This window comes from Caldicoprobacter faecalis, from assembly GCF_900115765.1.
GTDB classification, from domain to species: domain Bacteria; phylum Bacillota; class Clostridia; order Caldicoprobacterales; family Caldicoprobacteraceae; genus Caldicoprobacter; species Caldicoprobacter oshimai.
In genome coordinates, this window is sequence record NZ_FOXR01000040.1 from 1 (window position 1) to 15,530 (window position 15,530).

Consider the following 15,530-nt stretch of genomic DNA (forward strand, 5'->3'; position numbering starts at 1 on the left):
GGAAACACCTGTATCCATTCCGAACACAGAAGTTAAGCCCTTCAGCGCCGATGGTACTAGAGGGGAGACCCTCTGGGAGAGTAGGTCGTTGCCGGAGTTCAATTTAAAAAAGCCTGGCAAATCAAGCCGGGCTTTTTACTTATGATATATTTATGATAATATGTTTATGATATTGAAGATAAAGAAGCGTTGGATGAGATTTTATCATGGTCATTTTACCGGGTTGTTGCAAGGTAAAATAAAGACAAATAATTTCTTTGCCTTTTTCAAGGTGAGATTACTTTACGCTTGCTTTGAGAGTTTGTCGAATTTTTTGTAATGCCCTTCGGTGTTTTGATTTTACCGTATTGTAATTGGACTTCATTATTTGAGCTGTATTTTTTAGTGATAAACCTGACCCGTAGACAAGATTGATGATGCTTCTGTATTCTGTGGGTAATGTTTTAATTGCTTCTGCGATAGCTATATGTGTCATTATATCGGGACTATCTTCAAATATGGCTGTTTTAATAAGGTTTTGATATTGTGCAGGTGTCATTAAAATCTCTCGAATAGTCTTTTTTCTCATATTCATGGCTTCTCTTTTGGCAATTGTAAAACACCAGGTTTTAAACTTTGCTTTATCCTTTGATGTATGAAAGTTTTTATAAGCTATTATAGTGGTTTCTTGTAATATATCTTCTGCAAGGTACTCGTCCCGGATAATGCTAAGAATAAATCTATAAAGATCAGTATATATTGGGATGAGTAATTTTTCGAAAAGTTGTAATTCGTCAGTATCTATTTTATTCTTTGTTTTAAAATCTGACGACAAGGATAATACACTCCTTGTATTTGCCTTTCATTTTAGTTTCTCATCTTACGAATTTTTGTTAGATTCAAAGTTGGGCTATTCGATAACTGAAGTGCTGCAATTACTTTCTGATCTTCTTTATCTATAGTTTAGCAATATTTAATAAAAATAGCAATAAAACACAATGAAAAAATTTTTAATTATTGCACCATTCTTGAGTAAAATTTTCTCTAATATATTGTGAAAGGGAAATATTCTTCTCAAGCAAGAAAAATAACAAGAAAGAAGGGATTCCATTGGGCTAGATCAATGATGAATTGTGAATCTCAAAAGAAAAATGGCGTTAAGGGGGTTAACAAAATGTTATGTAAGTCCACAATAAAAAGAATGTCATTAATGCTATTTATAGTTGCTTTGGTTATTTCTTTTATGTATAAAGTAGATTTTTGTACACCTACTGAGAGTTGGTGGGATTCCCAAGGATATGGTATGTTTAACCCTGTAGCTGTTACATATATATATGATACAAATGGTACTCTGATAAATAGTACTACTAAAGCCGATAACTCAACTAAATTGATAAGTTATGCGCAAATATATATAAATCCATAATGCAAAAACTTATAGATACAATAAATTTCAGTTACCCGCAAACTCATGATAAGAATGATATTGCATCTAAATATTAATAAAAAATTTAAATTGAGAAAGGGGCATCTAGACATGAATAAAAGACTAAAAGTCAGCCTGTTGGTTATTGCAGTAATGCTGGTAGCAGGTACTTTTTATGGTATATATGTGGCTCGAAATAATTATATTGAGAAACTGTTAGCTCAATACCCAACGTATGGAGATCCGCCCTATATGGAACGCGGAATGATCCCGGATGTACAAGTTCTAGTTCAGTATTCTGATGTGGTAATTGTTGGACAAGTAAATAAAAGTGTAGATAAATACACCGTTACTTTTGAAGGCAATAAAGCGACTCCGGAAGGTGCGCTCGAGGAGAAATCGCGAAGTATGGGTAATGAGCCAAATAGGACTGAATTTATCACAACACAAATAAAGGTGCTTGATGTGTTAGCGGGCAGTTTGGAAGGAGAAGAGATACTAATTACCCGCAGCTGTGAATTTGATGGCTATCAACCCGAGTTAATCCCCGGGGAAAAGATGGTATTCTTTTTAAGAAAAGGCTCTGGAGTACACGAGGGAAAGTACCTTCCAATTGATAATCTATGTGGCTATATTTATATTACCAGTGATGATAAAATTGTACCTGTTGTCAAGGAAGATAAGTATAGGAAATATGTTGGTATAAGCCTGAATAGCTTTAAAAAACAGATTGGCAGTTTTAAAAAATAAATAATTTCGTGAAATCCAAATTGTAGACTTATAGACCCAGCTAAATGCCGGGTTTTTATTTTGTGCGTCCGAGCATGGCCAGTAACTTGTAATGAAGCATGAAAATTTGTAAATGTTACGCGAATTTTTATATTTTTTGTATCTGTGTTATTTTTGTGTTTATATTGACATGAAGTTAAAATCTGTTTATAATAAAAACAAAAGGTAAACGGTTTCCTAAATTACAATTTAATAGAAAGATTTAACGAGCATTGTTACCAAAATTTGGGAGACTATCCCCTTTTTGAGGTGAAATATACATGAAAAGGTTGGGGGCAGCCATCATAGGCTGCGGCAGTATACACGGGGTGCATGCAGATGCAATTGAGGCAAGCGAGCTAGGACGCTTGGTATGCGTGGTTGATATAGACAAACAACGAGCCCAGGCATCTGCAGCAAAGTATGATTGCCGATGGTATGTTGATTATCTGGAAGCTATTAATGATGATGAAGTAGATGTGGTACATATATGTACACCTCATTACTTGCACGCCTCTATGGCCATTGAAGCTGTAAGAGCTGGTAAACACGTCTTGGTTGAGAAGCCGGTTGCCATATCTGTGAGCCAGGCACAGGAAATGGCGCAAGAGAGCAAAAAGCATGGACGCTATATAGGGGTATGCTTTCAAAACCGTTTTAATCCAGAGTCTCAAAAGGCCAAGGAGATCATCGACAGTGGCAAGATCGGGGCTGTTAGGGGAATTAAAGGTGTTGTAACCTGGTTTAGAACCAAGGAGTACTACACTCAAAGCGGGTGGCGAGGAAGGTTTGCCACAGAGGGCGGCGGCGTGCTTATAAACCAGGCTATTCATACCCTTGATCTCATGCAGTGGTTGGGTGGGGGAGTAAAGGCTGTAAAAGGAAATGTCTCTACTTATCTTTTGGGAGATGTGATCGAGGTAGAGGACACTGCTGATGCCGTTCTATTTTTCAAAAACGGAGCACGGGGTATCTTTTATGCCACCAACTGCTATACTACCAATTCCCCAGTGGAAATCGAAATAGACTGTGAGAAGGCCACTCTGAGGATTTACGATGGTACGCTGGTTATGGAACAAGGCAAAAGCCGTGAGCTTTTAGTTACTGGAAAGGCCAGCGAGACGGCATACAAGTCTTATTGGGGCAGAAGCCACGCGGTTTTGATAGACGAGTTTTATCGAGCCGTTTTAAGCGATGATCCCAGGCACATCATCTCTGTTGAAGAGGGTATGGAATCTTTGAAGATAATCGATGGCATTTATAAGTCCTCTTCTACAGGGAATGTAATAAACATTAATTAAAATTGGGGGGATTTTTTATGAGTAAGCCCAGAGTAGGAGCCCAGCTGTATACCATCAGGCAATTCACCAAGACGCTTGAGGACATCGCGGCCAGCATGAAAAAGATAAAGGAAATAGGATATAATGCCGTTCAAGTGTCAGCGTTCGGACCTGTGGACCCGCATAGGGTAAAGGAGATAATGGATGCAGAAGGGTTGACGATTTGTGCTACCCATATTGCATACGATAGATTGAAGAATGATTTGCAGGGAGTCATTGAACAGCATAAGCTTTGGAACTGCAAATATGTGGGTCTTGGTGCCATGCCGCAAGAATACGCTAAAAGTGCGGAAGGATATGTGAAATTTGCCAAAGAAGCGTCGGACATTGCGCGGGTATTAGCGGATAATGGATTGAGATTTATCTATCATAACCATAACTTCGAATTTATGAAATTTGACGGGGTAACGGGTTTGGAAATCCTACTCAATGAAACCGATCCTGAAGTATTTGACTTTGAAATCGATACATACTGGGTGCAGGCAGGAGGGGCCAATCCCGTTGACTGGATCAAGAAGGTCAAGGGCAGGATGAAGGTAGTTCATTTCAAGGACATGGGCGTGGACAGCAACAGGCAGCAGATGATGACCGAGGTGGGCGAGGGCAATCTCAACTGGCCAGACATCATCAATGCCTGCGTTGAGATCGGTGTAGAGTGGGCGCTGGTGGAACAGGACATCTGTCAGAGGGATCCTTTTGAGAGCCTGGCAATAAGCCTGAATAATTTGAAGAAACTGGGCCTTAATCCTTAAATCCGAAAATACGATTGATGTGGGGAGGAGAGAAGGGTGAGCAAGTTCATACTTTCTGCTTTTGCAGATGAAATCGACCCTGATTTGAAAGTACAAATGGATGTGCTGGAACAGCATGATATAAGATACATAGAAATGAGAGGAGTATACGGCAAAAACCTCGTTCAGTATTCTTTGGAAGAGGTAAAGGAGATAAAGAAACGGCTGGATGACAGGGGATTTAAGATTTCTGCCATAGGTTCACCTATAGGCAAGATAGGAATACTGGATGATTTTGAACCCCACCTTGAGCTGTTTAAACACACCATTGAAATCGCAAAGATACTGGAAACCAGCTATATCAGGATGTTCAGCTTTTATATTCCCAAAGGAGATGACCCTGCAAAATATAGGGATGAGGTTATTCGCAGGTGGGAGGAGTTTATAAAAGCCGCTGAGGGGACCGGACTCACTCTTCTTCATGAGAACGAAAAGGGCATTTATGGGGATACTGCTGAGCGCTGCCTTGACCTTTTAACAACGCTCAACTGCGATTACGTAAAATTTACATTTGATCCGGCCAATTTTGTCCAATGCGATGTGGAAACTTACCCCCATGCTTTCAATCTCCTAAAAAGTTATATAGCTTATATGCATATCAAGGATGCACTGTACAGCAACCACAGCGTGGTGCCTGCGGGATATGGAGACGGCAAGGTAAAGGAAATACTTACTGAGCTTTATCAAAGGGGGTATGAGGGCTTCTTATCCATAGAGCCCCATCTGGGCAACTTTGTAGGCTTTAGCGAACTGGAGCAGGGGATTGTGGATCCTAACCTGCCGGAAGGTGGTCCTAAGCAGTTTGGCATTGCTGCAAATGCTTTGAAGAAGATATTGTCACAAATTGAGAGGAGGGAATGACCTGTGGATAAGGTGAGAATAGGCGTAGTGGGCATAGGGAACATGGGTTCGGCTCATGCCAAGTATCTGGCAGCTGGAGATGTTCCCAATGCAGAGCTCACTGCAGTTTGCGATATAAATCCCAAGAGGCTGGAATGGGCCAGAGACAATCTGGGCGAGCATATTAAGCTATTCGAAAATGCTGAGGCCATGTTTGAGTCCAAGGCTGTGGATGCCGTCATCATTGCCACGCCCCACTATGATCATCCGCCCTTGGCCATCAGCGCTTTTAAACGGGGACTGCACGTGCTCATTGAGAAGCCTGCGGGAGTTTATACAAAGCAGGTAAGGGAAATGAACGAGGTGGCCGAGAAGAGCGGCAAGGTTTTTGGCATTATGTACAACCAGCGTACCAATCCCGTCTACCAAAAGCTCAGGGATCTGGTAAAATCGGGTGAACTGGGTGAGATAAAGCGCATCAATTGGATTATCACAAACTGGTATCGTTCGCAGAGCTACTATGATTCGGGTGGCTGGAGGGCCACGTGGGCCGGTGAAGGCGGCGGTGTACTCATAAACCAGTGTCCCCATAATCTTGACCTGTGGCAATGGATTTGCGGCATGCCGCGTCGCGTACGGGCATTTTGCCACTACGGCAAATATCACGATATTGAAGTTGAAGACGACGTCACGGCTTATATGGAATATGAGAATGGCGCCACGGGCGTGTTTATAACCACTACCGGCGAAGCGCCGGGTACCAACCGCTTTGAGATTGCCGGTGATAGAGGAAAGATAGTGGTCGAGGAAGGCAAATTGACCTTCTGGCGCCTGCGGGTTTCAGAGAGGCAGTTTAATAGAGAGTACAAAGGTGGATTTGGCTCGCCTGAATGCTGGAAATGTGAAATCCCTGTGCATGGCGTTGAAACGGCGCACAGGGGGATTACCACCAACTGGGTAAACGCCATATTGAAAGGTACGCCGCTTTTGGCGCCCGGCGTAGAAGGGATATATGGCCTGACCATATCAAATGCCATGCATCTGTCTTCGTGGCTGGATGATTGGGTAGAGATCCCCTTTGACGAAGACCTGTTCTATCAAAAGCTCAAAGAAAGGATAGACAGTTCCAAGTTCAAAAAGGATAAAAAAGAAGATAAAATCTTAGACGTAGAGGGAACGTATTGAGATGGCAGACACGATTGACCCTCTCACATCAAAGTGGGAGGGTCTGCCATTAAAAAGTATATACTCGTAATCATGGCCAAGTCATAAGCAAAGGCGCAACATATGATGGAAGCTATCCAACGTTATGCTTGTGTATGGCCCAGAAGATTTGCAAGGCTAGTAAAGTGAGAGGAAAGTCTGTAATTTTGGTCCTGAGAGGTTTAAAAGGCCTAAAAATTATAAAATTATTATATGAGGTGAATAAGGGTGAAAATTGGTATATGTACAGGCGTGGAGAATATAAAAAAGATGGAGGATATAGGCTTTGATTATATAGAGCCTTCGGTGGTGAGCATTGCAAAGATGAGCGATGAGGAATTTAATGCCGTAATGAATCTGGTTGATAGCAGCAGGATAAAATGCGAAGCATTCAATGTGTTATTCCCAGGAAATATGAGGCTGACAGGGCCTGAAGTGGATGAGAAAAGCATTGAGGATTATCTGAAAAAGGCATTTCCAAGGGTAAGCCGTCTGGGCGCAAAAGTGGTTGTATTTGGAAGCGGTGGAGCGCGCAAAGTACCTGATGGTTGGAGCGGGGAAGAAGCGTGGAATCAGCTTGTAAGGATTGCGAGGGTAGCAGGCGATGTGGCTGCTGAATATGGTTTGACCATTGCTATGGAACCGTTGAACACTTCGGAGACCAACATTCTCAATTCTGTAGAGGAAGGCATAAAGTTTGTAACAGACGTTGGTCATACCTATGTAAAGCTATTGGCCGATTTTTATCACATGCGGCGGGAGAATGAAAACATGGATGTATTGGTTAAGGCGGGTTCTACGATTGCACATCTGCATATAGCCAACAGTAGTGGACGGGTGTATCCTCTGGATAGGTCTGAGGATGTGTACGATTGTTTCTTTCAAAGGCTAAAAGAAATTGGATATGAGGGACGCATAAGTATCGAGGCCAGTACTAAGGACGTTGATAGAGATGCGCCGATTAGTTTAAATCTATTGAAGGAACTGATTAAATAAGTTTTACGGTATGGTTTTCAAGAGAGTATAGAGCCTTTTTAAAATAGTTGAATATCGATGTAAAAATATTTGTTTTTTAGCTCAAAAAAAGATAAAGGGTGAGAAAAGGATGAATTCTAAAGAGATAGTATTGAGAACTCTAAATTACGAGGAGCCTGAAAGGGTTGCCAGGTCTTTCTGGGATTCTGATCTGGTGTGGTGTAGCAATACGGTAAAGACACACGCCACTGAATGGAAAAAGGTGGGAGATAATCGCTGGGAAAGAATAGATGAATGGGGGAATGTGTGGGCAAGGCTGGATTCAACTTCAAAAGGAGAAGTGATTAAGGGTGTGCTGGAAGACATAGAAGATTACACGGCTTATGAGTTTCCTGATTTTTCAAATCCTGATGACTATCAGATTGTGAAGAAGTGTAAAGCAGAACACCCTGACAAGTGGATAATAGGGAGTATGCCCGGATTTACCTTTAATATAGCTAGAAAGCTCTTTAAACTAGAAAATTATTTTGTTAAGCTGATGCTGGAGACTGAGAAAATGCACCGGCTTCATGATAAAATCGATGAGATGCTGGTGGACATGATCACAAATTATGCCAGGGCGGGCGTTGATAGCATCATGTTTCCTGAGGACTGGGGGACGCAAACACAGCTTTTTATAAATCCCAAACTCTGGTATGAGGAGTTTTATCCCCGCTTCCAAAAACTGTGCGCAGTTGCGCATGAATGCGGTATAAAAGTTTTTATGCATTCGTGTGGAGCTATAGGTGCAATCATTCCCGGTCTCATTGAAGCAGGGGTTGACCTGTTGCAGTTTGACCAGCCCACGCTGCACGGGATTGACACTTTGGCATCCTATCAGGAAAAAGCAAAGATCACGTTCTGGTGTCCCGTGGATATTCAAAGAACGCTTCAAACAAGGAATGAAGAAAAAATAAGGGCTGAGGCGCGTGAGCTGCTTGATAAGCTTTGGAGAGGCAGGGGTGGATTTATTGCGGGTTATTATTCTGATAATGCGTCTATTGGTTTAGATCCCAAATGGCAGGAGTGCGCCTGTGACGAGTTCGTCAAGCGAGGGCGCAGGGAGAATTATATTTCACTTGATAAAATTCAATCGGACAGGGATCTGGCATGACGGGCCTGAGTTGTTTGCTATAAGAATTCTTTCTCGGGAAGAAGATACATCGACAACGCCAAACCTGTCACATTAAAAATTATAAAGAAGGCAATGTTATATAAGAAGAAAGTGCAGGATACTCTATCTTTTGGAGTATCCTGCATTTGCGTAGTAATAAGATGAAAAATAGAGGATCCGTTAGAAATACAGAGAAAATGAAAGTAATTATTAGATATATGCATTTAAATGCTTTAGAACCATCATTTATAGTTAAAAAGTATGTTGAATTATTAAAGGTTGTTGATTATAATAAATCACGTCTGATGAGGAGATGGGCCATTAGCTCAGTTGGTAGAGCACCTGACTCTTAATCAGGGTGTCCGGGGTTCGAGTCCCTGATGGCTCACCAGAGGTACCAAGGCCATAAAAGGTCTTGGTACTTTTTTATTCTTTCTTTTATAATAGCTACATATGCCATAGGTGAAATATAGCATACCAAAAGGAGTGTTAACAATGGACAAGTTTGAACTTAAATGTGAACAAAGCGTTTTAATGATAATTGACATCCAAGAGCGCTTGGTGTCTGTGATGGATCAGCGTGATCAGGTGATACACAATGCTAAAATTCTGGTATCCGTTGCCCAAAAGTTAGGAATTCCTGTGGTTGTGACTGAACAATATCCTAAGGGCCTGGGGAAAACCGTCAAAGAGATAAGCGACGCTCTTGGCGCATTTCAAGCTTTTGAAAAATTATCTTTTTCAGCTTATACCCCGGAGATTATGTCAGAGCTTGCTAAACTGGGACGAAAAAAGGTAATTGTGTCCGGAATGGAGACTCATGTGTGTGTTTTTCAGACAGTAAGGGATTTGCTTCGTGATGGTTATCAAGTTTTTGTGGTCAAAGATGCGGTGTGCTCTAGAACTCTGGAAAATTATCAAAATGGGTTATATCTAATGGCGGAGATGGGAGCCGTTATCACTAATACAGAGACGGTATTGTTTGACCTTTTGAAAAAAGCAGGCACTCCGTTATTCAAAGAGCTTTCAAAGCTTGTAAAATAAAGAAATTAAAAATTTTCCCTACATTTGAGAAGTTTTAGAATCAGTTTAAAAAGAAGGCATTTAAGTATACTTCTAAATGGAAGTTGACAAGGTTACAATTGTAACATGGAGGTTTAGTTTTAACATATGATGAAAGTGATGAAAGGAACATTTGGATTAGTTGTTTTTATTGCGATAGCGATATGTTTTATGTCAAGTTGTGTTGAAAATGCTGTACATGAGCTTGACTTTAACATGAATGTAAGAAAATATGGCAATGAGGGGAACGGATATGCTGTTGCCGCGATAGGGGGGTTGGAGATAGAAGAAAAGTCTAACTTAAACTATTTGTCTAATGATGAGAACGAGCGTAGTAGGGTTACAGGAGAAGTAAGGAAGTTAGAGACAAAAACTGTAAGTTATTTTGGTAAAGGTGAGGCAAATGAAAATGTTATTGTAGTAAGACCTTCGATAGTGATAGCAACCGTTGTGGAGGACACTGTTGTAAATAAAGCGGTAAGCAAAAACTCTGAAATAATAGGGAGATTGAAAAAAGGTGATAATGTGGAAATAATAAGAGACAAGTTGGAAAAGAGGTACTTGATCAAGAAGGACGAATTAGAAGGATGGGTTGATGCAGCTGTATTAGAATTTTCAGAAGAGCCTGAAACAAATTTGGCAAAGTTAACAGAAGAACAAATTGAAGAATTTATTGAATACAAAGGGTTGGATAGTAAAACTGATTACCTGATATGGGTAGATATAGAAAGGCAATTAGTTAACGTGCTGAAAAAGGAGAATGACAAGTGGAATCTTATAAAGACAATGATATGTGCAACGGGTAAGAACAGGAGTCCGACGATAAGAGGTGTTTATACGATACAAGATCGAGGAGAGTGGTTTTATAATGATTATCTACAAAGTGGAGCTAAGTACTGGGTAAGGTTTTACGAATCTTATCTGTTTCATTCAATTCCATTTGATAAAAATGGTAAAATAGTGGATGATACTTTAGGGAAAAGAGTCTCATCTGGGTGCATAAGGCTATCAGTGGAAGATGCAAAATGGATATATGACAATATACCCAACGGTACAACGGTATTTATACATTGAGTTAAAATTTTGATATTTCATATATGCCTAGTTGCTAGTAGTAGTGACATAAAATATTATTATAGTGGATTTCCATCATTGGCGGGGCGCTTTCTGCCTTGGCTGGTCTATTTGCTTACATCGTGGGAGCTATACCCGGTATAATAACGCTAATTTTGGGGATAAAGTTGACAAATGCCATGGGACATGCGCTCAACATTTCACTCACACTCGAAAAAAGTGCCGATTCCAACATGATCAACATGGTAAGGGAGCTAGCAGTTTATTTTAAGATTCAAGGGATTATGCAGTTAATAGGAATAGCTGTAGCTGTCCTTGTGTTGTTTTTCATGCTTATAGCTACTGTGACTATGGGTATATCTTTCTTATATATTTAAAAAATTAAGGCAACTGGAAAAAAGCCATAGTAAAAGAGGTTATGACAATTTGGATTATGAGAATTTGCAAATTAGCAAAAATGTAATGGCGTCAAATTTGGTATCAGATGAAAACAAAGGGGTTTAGCTTTAATCGCTAAACCCCTCGATTTTATTACTGGTGCCGAAGGTGGGAGTCGAACCCACACGGGGTGTAAGCCCCACCGGATTTTGAGTCCGGCGCGTCTGCCAGTTCCACCACTTCGGCATGTCATTGACTTTTGACAACAAATATAATAGCATATTAGCTGTGAGAATGCAATAGTGATTTTGAACATTATTTCTTAAAGGTGATGATATTGTGAGAGCAAAAGAAAACGAAGTTCTGGAAAAAGCTGTTCTAGTAGGGATTATTGAGTCTAGTCATGATCAGGAAAGTATGGAAGAGCTAAAGGACCTTGCCGAAACGGCAGGTGCACAGGTAGTAGGAGTTATCACGCAAAAGCGCAAGGGTACTGATAGCGCTTACTATATTGGAAAGGGCAAGCTGGAGGAATTGAAGTCATTTATTCAGGGTAACGAGGTTGATGTTGTAATAGTAAATGATGAGCTGAGCGGTTCTCAGATCAAAAATATAGAGGACTTTTTGGGCATAAAGATAGTTGATCGAACCTGTCTTATTCTTGATATCTTTGCCAGTAGAGCCAGGACGAAGGAAAGCAAGCTCCAGGTAGAGCTGGCCCAGCTAAAATACAGGTTACCGCGTCTCACTGGCATGGGAGGCCAGCTTTCCAGGCTAGGAGGTGGCATAGGCACCAGGGGACCTGGCGAGACCAAGCTTGAAACCGATAGGAGGCATATACAGAACAGAATAAAGTCAATAGAAAAAAAGCTGGCTAAGTTTGAACGGCATAGGAACTTGTACCGACAAAGGCGAGCCAAAAACAGGATACCCGTCGTGTCCATAGTGGGGTATACCAATGCCGGTAAGTCCACGCTGTTCAATGCTCTTGCCAAAGCCCAGAGTTATGTGGAGGATAAATTATTTGCTACTCTTGACACCTCTGCACGCAAGCTTATTCTGCCTTCGGGGATGCAGGTGGTGCTGGTCGATACCGTCGGTTTTATCAGGGACCTCCCGCACGACTTGGTTGAGGGCTTTAAATCCACGCTGGAGGAGGTTAGGTATTCGGATCTGCTGCTCCATGTGATTGATATAACATCGTCCGACGTTGATGAAAAGATACAGGTGGTGGAGAGAATATTGTCCGATCTGAACGCTATAGATATTCCACGGTTAGATGTATTTAACAAAATCGACCTTATAGACACACAGCCAGTTGCTAATAACAAGCGGACTATTTTTGTTTCGGCAAAGAAAGGAATTGGACTGGACGCCTTAAAGGAGGCTATTGAGAATGAGTTGGCAGTAAAGCGCTAGCAGGATGCTAGCGCTTTGATTGATGTAAGCGAGATGAGGAGGAGAATTGCTGTGGTGTTTAGATATATTTAGATATATAAGGACTTTGAAGTCCAAGATTCTATTTTACTCTTTCAGCATTACGGTTGTTATTTTATCACTGGTTATAGCAATTTGTTTGACAAATTTTAATGTTCTTGTCAAGCTAAACAAGATTCAAACTGTCAACCACAATCTGCGCATTTCTATGGACCATATCGAATCCAGCGTAAGTTCCGTTAAGAATATTGCATATTGGAGCTCGATAAACAGTTACATTTCTGCATTTATAACTGCCAGTGATGTATATCCGAACGATTTGAGGTATAAGAGGATTACTGCCTATAATGCTCTTAAAAACCACGTCTATGGGCTTGGAGTGGACAGGTATATAAACAAAATAATAATATATTCTATAAAAGGTAATTATATACAGTTTGGTTTGGTGTACGGTGATCCGTCGGATATACAGGTGTGCACGTCTTTCCCATATTTTGATTTGCTGAGGCAACAGAGGGTGATAAAATGGGTTGGTATAGTTGAAGAAGGGTTCACCGGTTACAGGAAAAAGGCAATCCCGATTGTTCAAAACATCTATACAAGTTACCAGCAGGCACCTATGGGATGGGTTTATATTTCTATGAGTACTGACATGAATATTGCAAAATACAGCAGTACAGATATGGCGGACTTTTTGATATCAGCTATCATTTCGAAGACTCCTCGTTAAAAGAATGCAAGATTGTAAAATTTACCTTACAACCCATTGTAGAGAATTCAATATTTCACGGGATTGAGCCTAAAGGTACAAAGGGAAATATAGAAATACGTGTGACAAAATCTTCTGAAGAAACATTAACAATATCTGTAAAAGACGATGGCGTGGGTATGAGCCAGGAACAGATAAAGAAGTTAATGGAAGGGGGCTACACCGGGAAAAAACGGTTTAATAGTATCGGTATAAAAAATGTGGATGAGCGTATAAAGCTGATATTTGGCGAGTCTTATGGTGTAAAAATTAGCAGTATATTAGGGGAATATACTGAGGTACTTGTAACTTTGCCATTAATGCGTTAATGTTGTGTCGTTATATTTTCATGAATGTACATCATGATTATAGATGTGGCGAGTTAATTACCAGTAAATAACTGGTAAAATAAATGGCCTAAAGGCTAATTGATTTGTTGTTTACAAGTACCAGTATACGAGGTAGGAGGATATGTGCAGATATGAGAACAAAAACTCACGAAACATCGCAAAGGCAGATTAGAAAAATCATTATGTATATTTTGTTAATTGCTCTGTCTGCATTAATGGTACTTCCATTAAAGTACAAAGGCAAAAGCTAATAAAACAATGAAACGCTGATATGGCGATTGCGTATTATGTTTGATGATTAGCGGTTTGTTAAATGTGACAAACCGCTATTTTGTTGCATTAAAAAATTTTTTATTAAACTATCACCTCTTTTCATTATATCTCATAGTATATACTAGAATCAATAATACTACTCTGGTTTGCCGGTAAAATTTATAGAAACCATAATTTTACCGGTAGCCAATAAAAAAGAGTAGTATTAATAATAAAATTAATGAAAGAGGAATGCTGCATGCATGATATAGATTTCAATGAATTGAAAGCTCAGTTAAAGGCTGAACTGGAAGCTGAATTGAAAGCGGAACTGAAAGCCGCAATAAAATCTGAGATTGAGGGAGAACAGGATGTTGAAATGGAAGAGGAAGAGCGCAACGACCAGAAGCAATACAACAAACAAATTAACTACAACATCCTGACACAAAAACAGTACCAGGGACAAAAAGCTGAGAGCGAGACAGAAGCCGACGTGGAATCCGAAAGTGAAGCCGAAGCTGGAGCAAAAAGTAAGAATAAAGCCAAAGCTGAGAGTGAATCAAAATCGGAAAGTGAAGCAAAAGTCGAGGCCGATAAAAAAGGAAAATATTTTGGTTAAAATTTAAAATACGGTGGGGGATTTTCCCCACTGTACATAAGTTTTTGTTCTGCAGCCAGCCCCACAGAACCTTATCGACAGTCAGCGTAATTTCTCCGCTGTATATAAATATTTGGACATGTAATCATAGTGATAATTGCTTACGGTTGTTATTTATAATTCCACAATAACAGGAGGTTATAAATATGGATTTGCAGGAAAAATTGCTTGAAGAAAAAGCGGAAAAGGCTAAAACAAGAGACAGAAAAATATTAGAAAGTGACAGCATTCAGTATAATTGCCAGGACCTTGATCAAGAGCAGAGAGTTGACGTGAACCCAACACAATCGAATACGCAAAACATTCACATTTATATAGGCAGTGATAAGATCAATCTTGCTGCCAGGATAACCGGTGTTGCCTATATTGAGAAGAGCAAGGAGGCTGCTCCAAATGTAAAAATACGCCTGTTTTTTGGACATGAAAGTGTGATGCCGGTATATGAAACCTATTCTGATAATAATGGTAATTTCGTTATAGAAGATTTACCACCTAGATACTATATGCTGTCTGCTGAACTTGGCAATCTAAAATACCATTCCCACTATATTAAAGTCCTTCCCGGTCAAAGTATATATGAATCAGTGCTGTTGAGGTAATGTATTAATTGAAGCAATAGATGACGTATTTTTCCTTGAGGTAGTGATAGCTATAGTATATAATATTAAACTCGATAAACTGCTTGATGCCATGTGAACGTTTGCCATTGATATGGCAAAACAACATACCGGCCATATAAAGCTATTTGAGGTGAGAAATATGAGTACTAAAGAAGTGAATATTATTAACTTTGGTTGTTCTGCTGTTGTTTTGGTTGGTTGGGTGTATCCCCGGGGATGGAACGCATACGTCAGACAAGCCTGCGGAGTTTTTCTGGGGAATCTAGCACGGCTGGCTTGCTCCGTTATCCTTGATAATAGGCTTTTTTGACAGAAGCATTAGGATTTATGAGGTGAACAACAGCGGCTGATTTTACGATTTAGGGTTTTATCAACAAATATGCAAGAAGACCCCATCTTCTGCAAGATGGAGATGAATTGCTAAAAATGTGATAAAATATCCTCAGAGTGATGGCTAATGTACAAAACCCAGAAAA

Annotated in this window: 16 protein-coding genes, 2 tRNA genes and 1 rRNA gene; 17 read left to right on the forward strand and 2 right to left on the reverse strand. The window is 40.2% G+C overall.

Annotated elements, in window-relative coordinates; all coding sequences use genetic code 11:
* Nucleotides 1-97: ribosomal RNA gene (rrf, locus tag BM241_RS10695) — 5S ribosomal RNA — on the forward strand; the annotation flags it as partial.
* A 180-nt stretch (nucleotides 98-277) separates the two neighbouring features.
* On the opposite strand, the gene BM241_RS10700 is transcribed toward rrf, so the two are convergent.
* Nucleotides 278-814 (reverse strand): RNA polymerase sigma factor, encoded by a 537-nt coding sequence (locus BM241_RS10700; protein ID WP_025746407.1) that lies wholly within the window; start codon nucleotides 812-814, stop codon nucleotides 278-280.
* A 702-nt stretch (nucleotides 815-1,516) separates the two neighbouring features.
* Between BM241_RS10700 and BM241_RS10710 the strand changes: the two genes are divergently transcribed.
* The 11 genes from BM241_RS10710 (at nucleotide 1,517) to BM241_RS10760 (ending at nucleotide 10,988) form a co-directional block, all read left to right on the forward strand.
* Nucleotides 1,517-2,155: a hypothetical protein gene (locus BM241_RS10710; protein ID WP_025746409.1), complete on the forward strand. Its 639-nt coding sequence runs from the start codon at nucleotides 1,517-1,519 to the stop codon at nucleotides 2,153-2,155.
* Between the two features lie 299 nt (nucleotides 2,156-2,454).
* Nucleotides 2,455-3,474: a Gfo/Idh/MocA family protein gene (locus tag BM241_RS10715; protein ID WP_092282762.1), complete on the forward strand. Its 1,020-nt coding sequence runs from the start codon at nucleotides 2,455-2,457 to the stop codon at nucleotides 3,472-3,474.
* A 17-nt stretch (nucleotides 3,475-3,491) separates the two neighbouring features.
* A complete protein-coding gene (locus BM241_RS10720) occupies nucleotides 3,492-4,265 on the forward strand; it encodes a sugar phosphate isomerase/epimerase family protein (RefSeq protein WP_025746411.1) in 774 nt (257 codons plus the stop codon).
* 36 nt (nucleotides 4,266-4,301) lie between these two features.
* The gene (locus tag BM241_RS10725) at nucleotides 4,302-5,165 is read left to right on the forward strand and encodes a sugar phosphate isomerase/epimerase family protein (RefSeq protein ID WP_025746412.1); all 864 of its coding nucleotides are present in this window, start codon (nucleotides 4,302-4,304) and stop codon (nucleotides 5,163-5,165) included.
* A 3-nt stretch (nucleotides 5,166-5,168) separates the two neighbouring features.
* The gene (locus tag BM241_RS10730) at nucleotides 5,169-6,329 is read left to right on the forward strand and encodes a Gfo/Idh/MocA family protein (RefSeq protein WP_092282763.1); all 1,161 of its coding nucleotides are present in this window, start codon (nucleotides 5,169-5,171) and stop codon (nucleotides 6,327-6,329) included.
* A 246-nt stretch (nucleotides 6,330-6,575) separates the two neighbouring features.
* Nucleotides 6,576-7,343: a sugar phosphate isomerase/epimerase family protein gene (locus tag BM241_RS10735; RefSeq protein WP_025746414.1), complete on the forward strand. Its 768-nt coding sequence runs from the start codon at nucleotides 6,576-6,578 to the stop codon at nucleotides 7,341-7,343.
* A gap of 109 nt (nucleotides 7,344-7,452) precedes the next feature.
* Nucleotides 7,453-8,475 (forward strand): uroporphyrinogen decarboxylase family protein, encoded by a 1,023-nt coding sequence (locus tag BM241_RS10740; protein WP_092282764.1) that lies wholly within the window; start codon nucleotides 7,453-7,455, stop codon nucleotides 8,473-8,475.
* Between the two features lie 315 nt (nucleotides 8,476-8,790).
* Nucleotides 8,791-8,866: transfer RNA gene (locus tag BM241_RS10745), tRNA-Lys, on the forward strand.
* 104 nt (nucleotides 8,867-8,970) lie between these two features.
* Nucleotides 8,971-9,519: a hydrolase gene (locus BM241_RS10750; RefSeq protein ID WP_025746416.1), complete on the forward strand. Its 549-nt coding sequence runs from the start codon at nucleotides 8,971-8,973 to the stop codon at nucleotides 9,517-9,519.
* Between the two features lie 126 nt (nucleotides 9,520-9,645).
* Complete coding sequence (locus tag BM241_RS10755) at nucleotides 9,646-10,611, forward strand: L,D-transpeptidase family protein (RefSeq protein WP_092282765.1); 966 nt, start codon at nucleotides 9,646-9,648, stop codon at nucleotides 10,609-10,611.
* A gap of 98 nt (nucleotides 10,612-10,709) precedes the next feature.
* Nucleotides 10,710-10,988 carry a DUF5362 family protein gene (locus tag BM241_RS10760; protein ID WP_025746418.1) on the forward strand — a complete coding sequence of 93 codons (279 nt, stop codon included), beginning with the start codon at nucleotides 10,710-10,712 and terminating at the stop codon, nucleotides 10,986-10,988.
* A 158-nt stretch (nucleotides 10,989-11,146) separates the two neighbouring features.
* Here the strand turns inward: BM241_RS10760 and BM241_RS10765 are convergent.
* Nucleotides 11,147-11,235 (reverse strand) — tRNA-Leu (locus BM241_RS10765).
* Nucleotides 11,236-11,325: 90 nt separating this feature from the next.
* On the opposite strand from BM241_RS10765, the gene hflX reads away from it, so the two are divergent.
* The 5 genes from hflX to BM241_RS10790 all read left to right on the forward strand — a co-directional run bounded on the left by hflX (nucleotide 11,326) and on the right by BM241_RS10790 (nucleotide 15,033).
* Nucleotides 11,326-12,408 carry a GTPase HflX gene (gene hflX, locus BM241_RS10770; RefSeq protein ID WP_035145866.1) on the forward strand — a complete coding sequence of 361 codons (1,083 nt, stop codon included), beginning with the start codon at nucleotides 11,326-11,328 and terminating at the stop codon, nucleotides 12,406-12,408.
* A gap of 46 nt (nucleotides 12,409-12,454) precedes the next feature.
* Nucleotides 12,455-13,156, forward strand: coding sequence for a hypothetical protein (locus BM241_RS10775; RefSeq protein WP_092282766.1), 702 nt, complete (start codon nucleotides 12,455-12,457; stop codon nucleotides 13,154-13,156).
* A gap of 35 nt (nucleotides 13,157-13,191) precedes the next feature.
* The gene (locus tag BM241_RS12840; RefSeq protein ID WP_278292806.1) at nucleotides 13,192-13,503 is read left to right on the forward strand and encodes a sensor histidine kinase; all 312 of its coding nucleotides are present in this window, start codon (nucleotides 13,192-13,194) and stop codon (nucleotides 13,501-13,503) included.
* Between the two features lie 532 nt (nucleotides 13,504-14,035).
* Nucleotides 14,036-14,395, forward strand: coding sequence for a hypothetical protein (locus tag BM241_RS10785; RefSeq protein ID WP_025746422.1), 360 nt, complete (start codon nucleotides 14,036-14,038; stop codon nucleotides 14,393-14,395).
* Between the two features lie 185 nt (nucleotides 14,396-14,580).
* Nucleotides 14,581-15,033: a carboxypeptidase-like regulatory domain-containing protein gene (locus BM241_RS10790; protein WP_092282767.1), complete on the forward strand. Its 453-nt coding sequence runs from the start codon at nucleotides 14,581-14,583 to the stop codon at nucleotides 15,031-15,033.
* Nucleotides 15,034-15,530 lie beyond the last annotated feature (497 nt).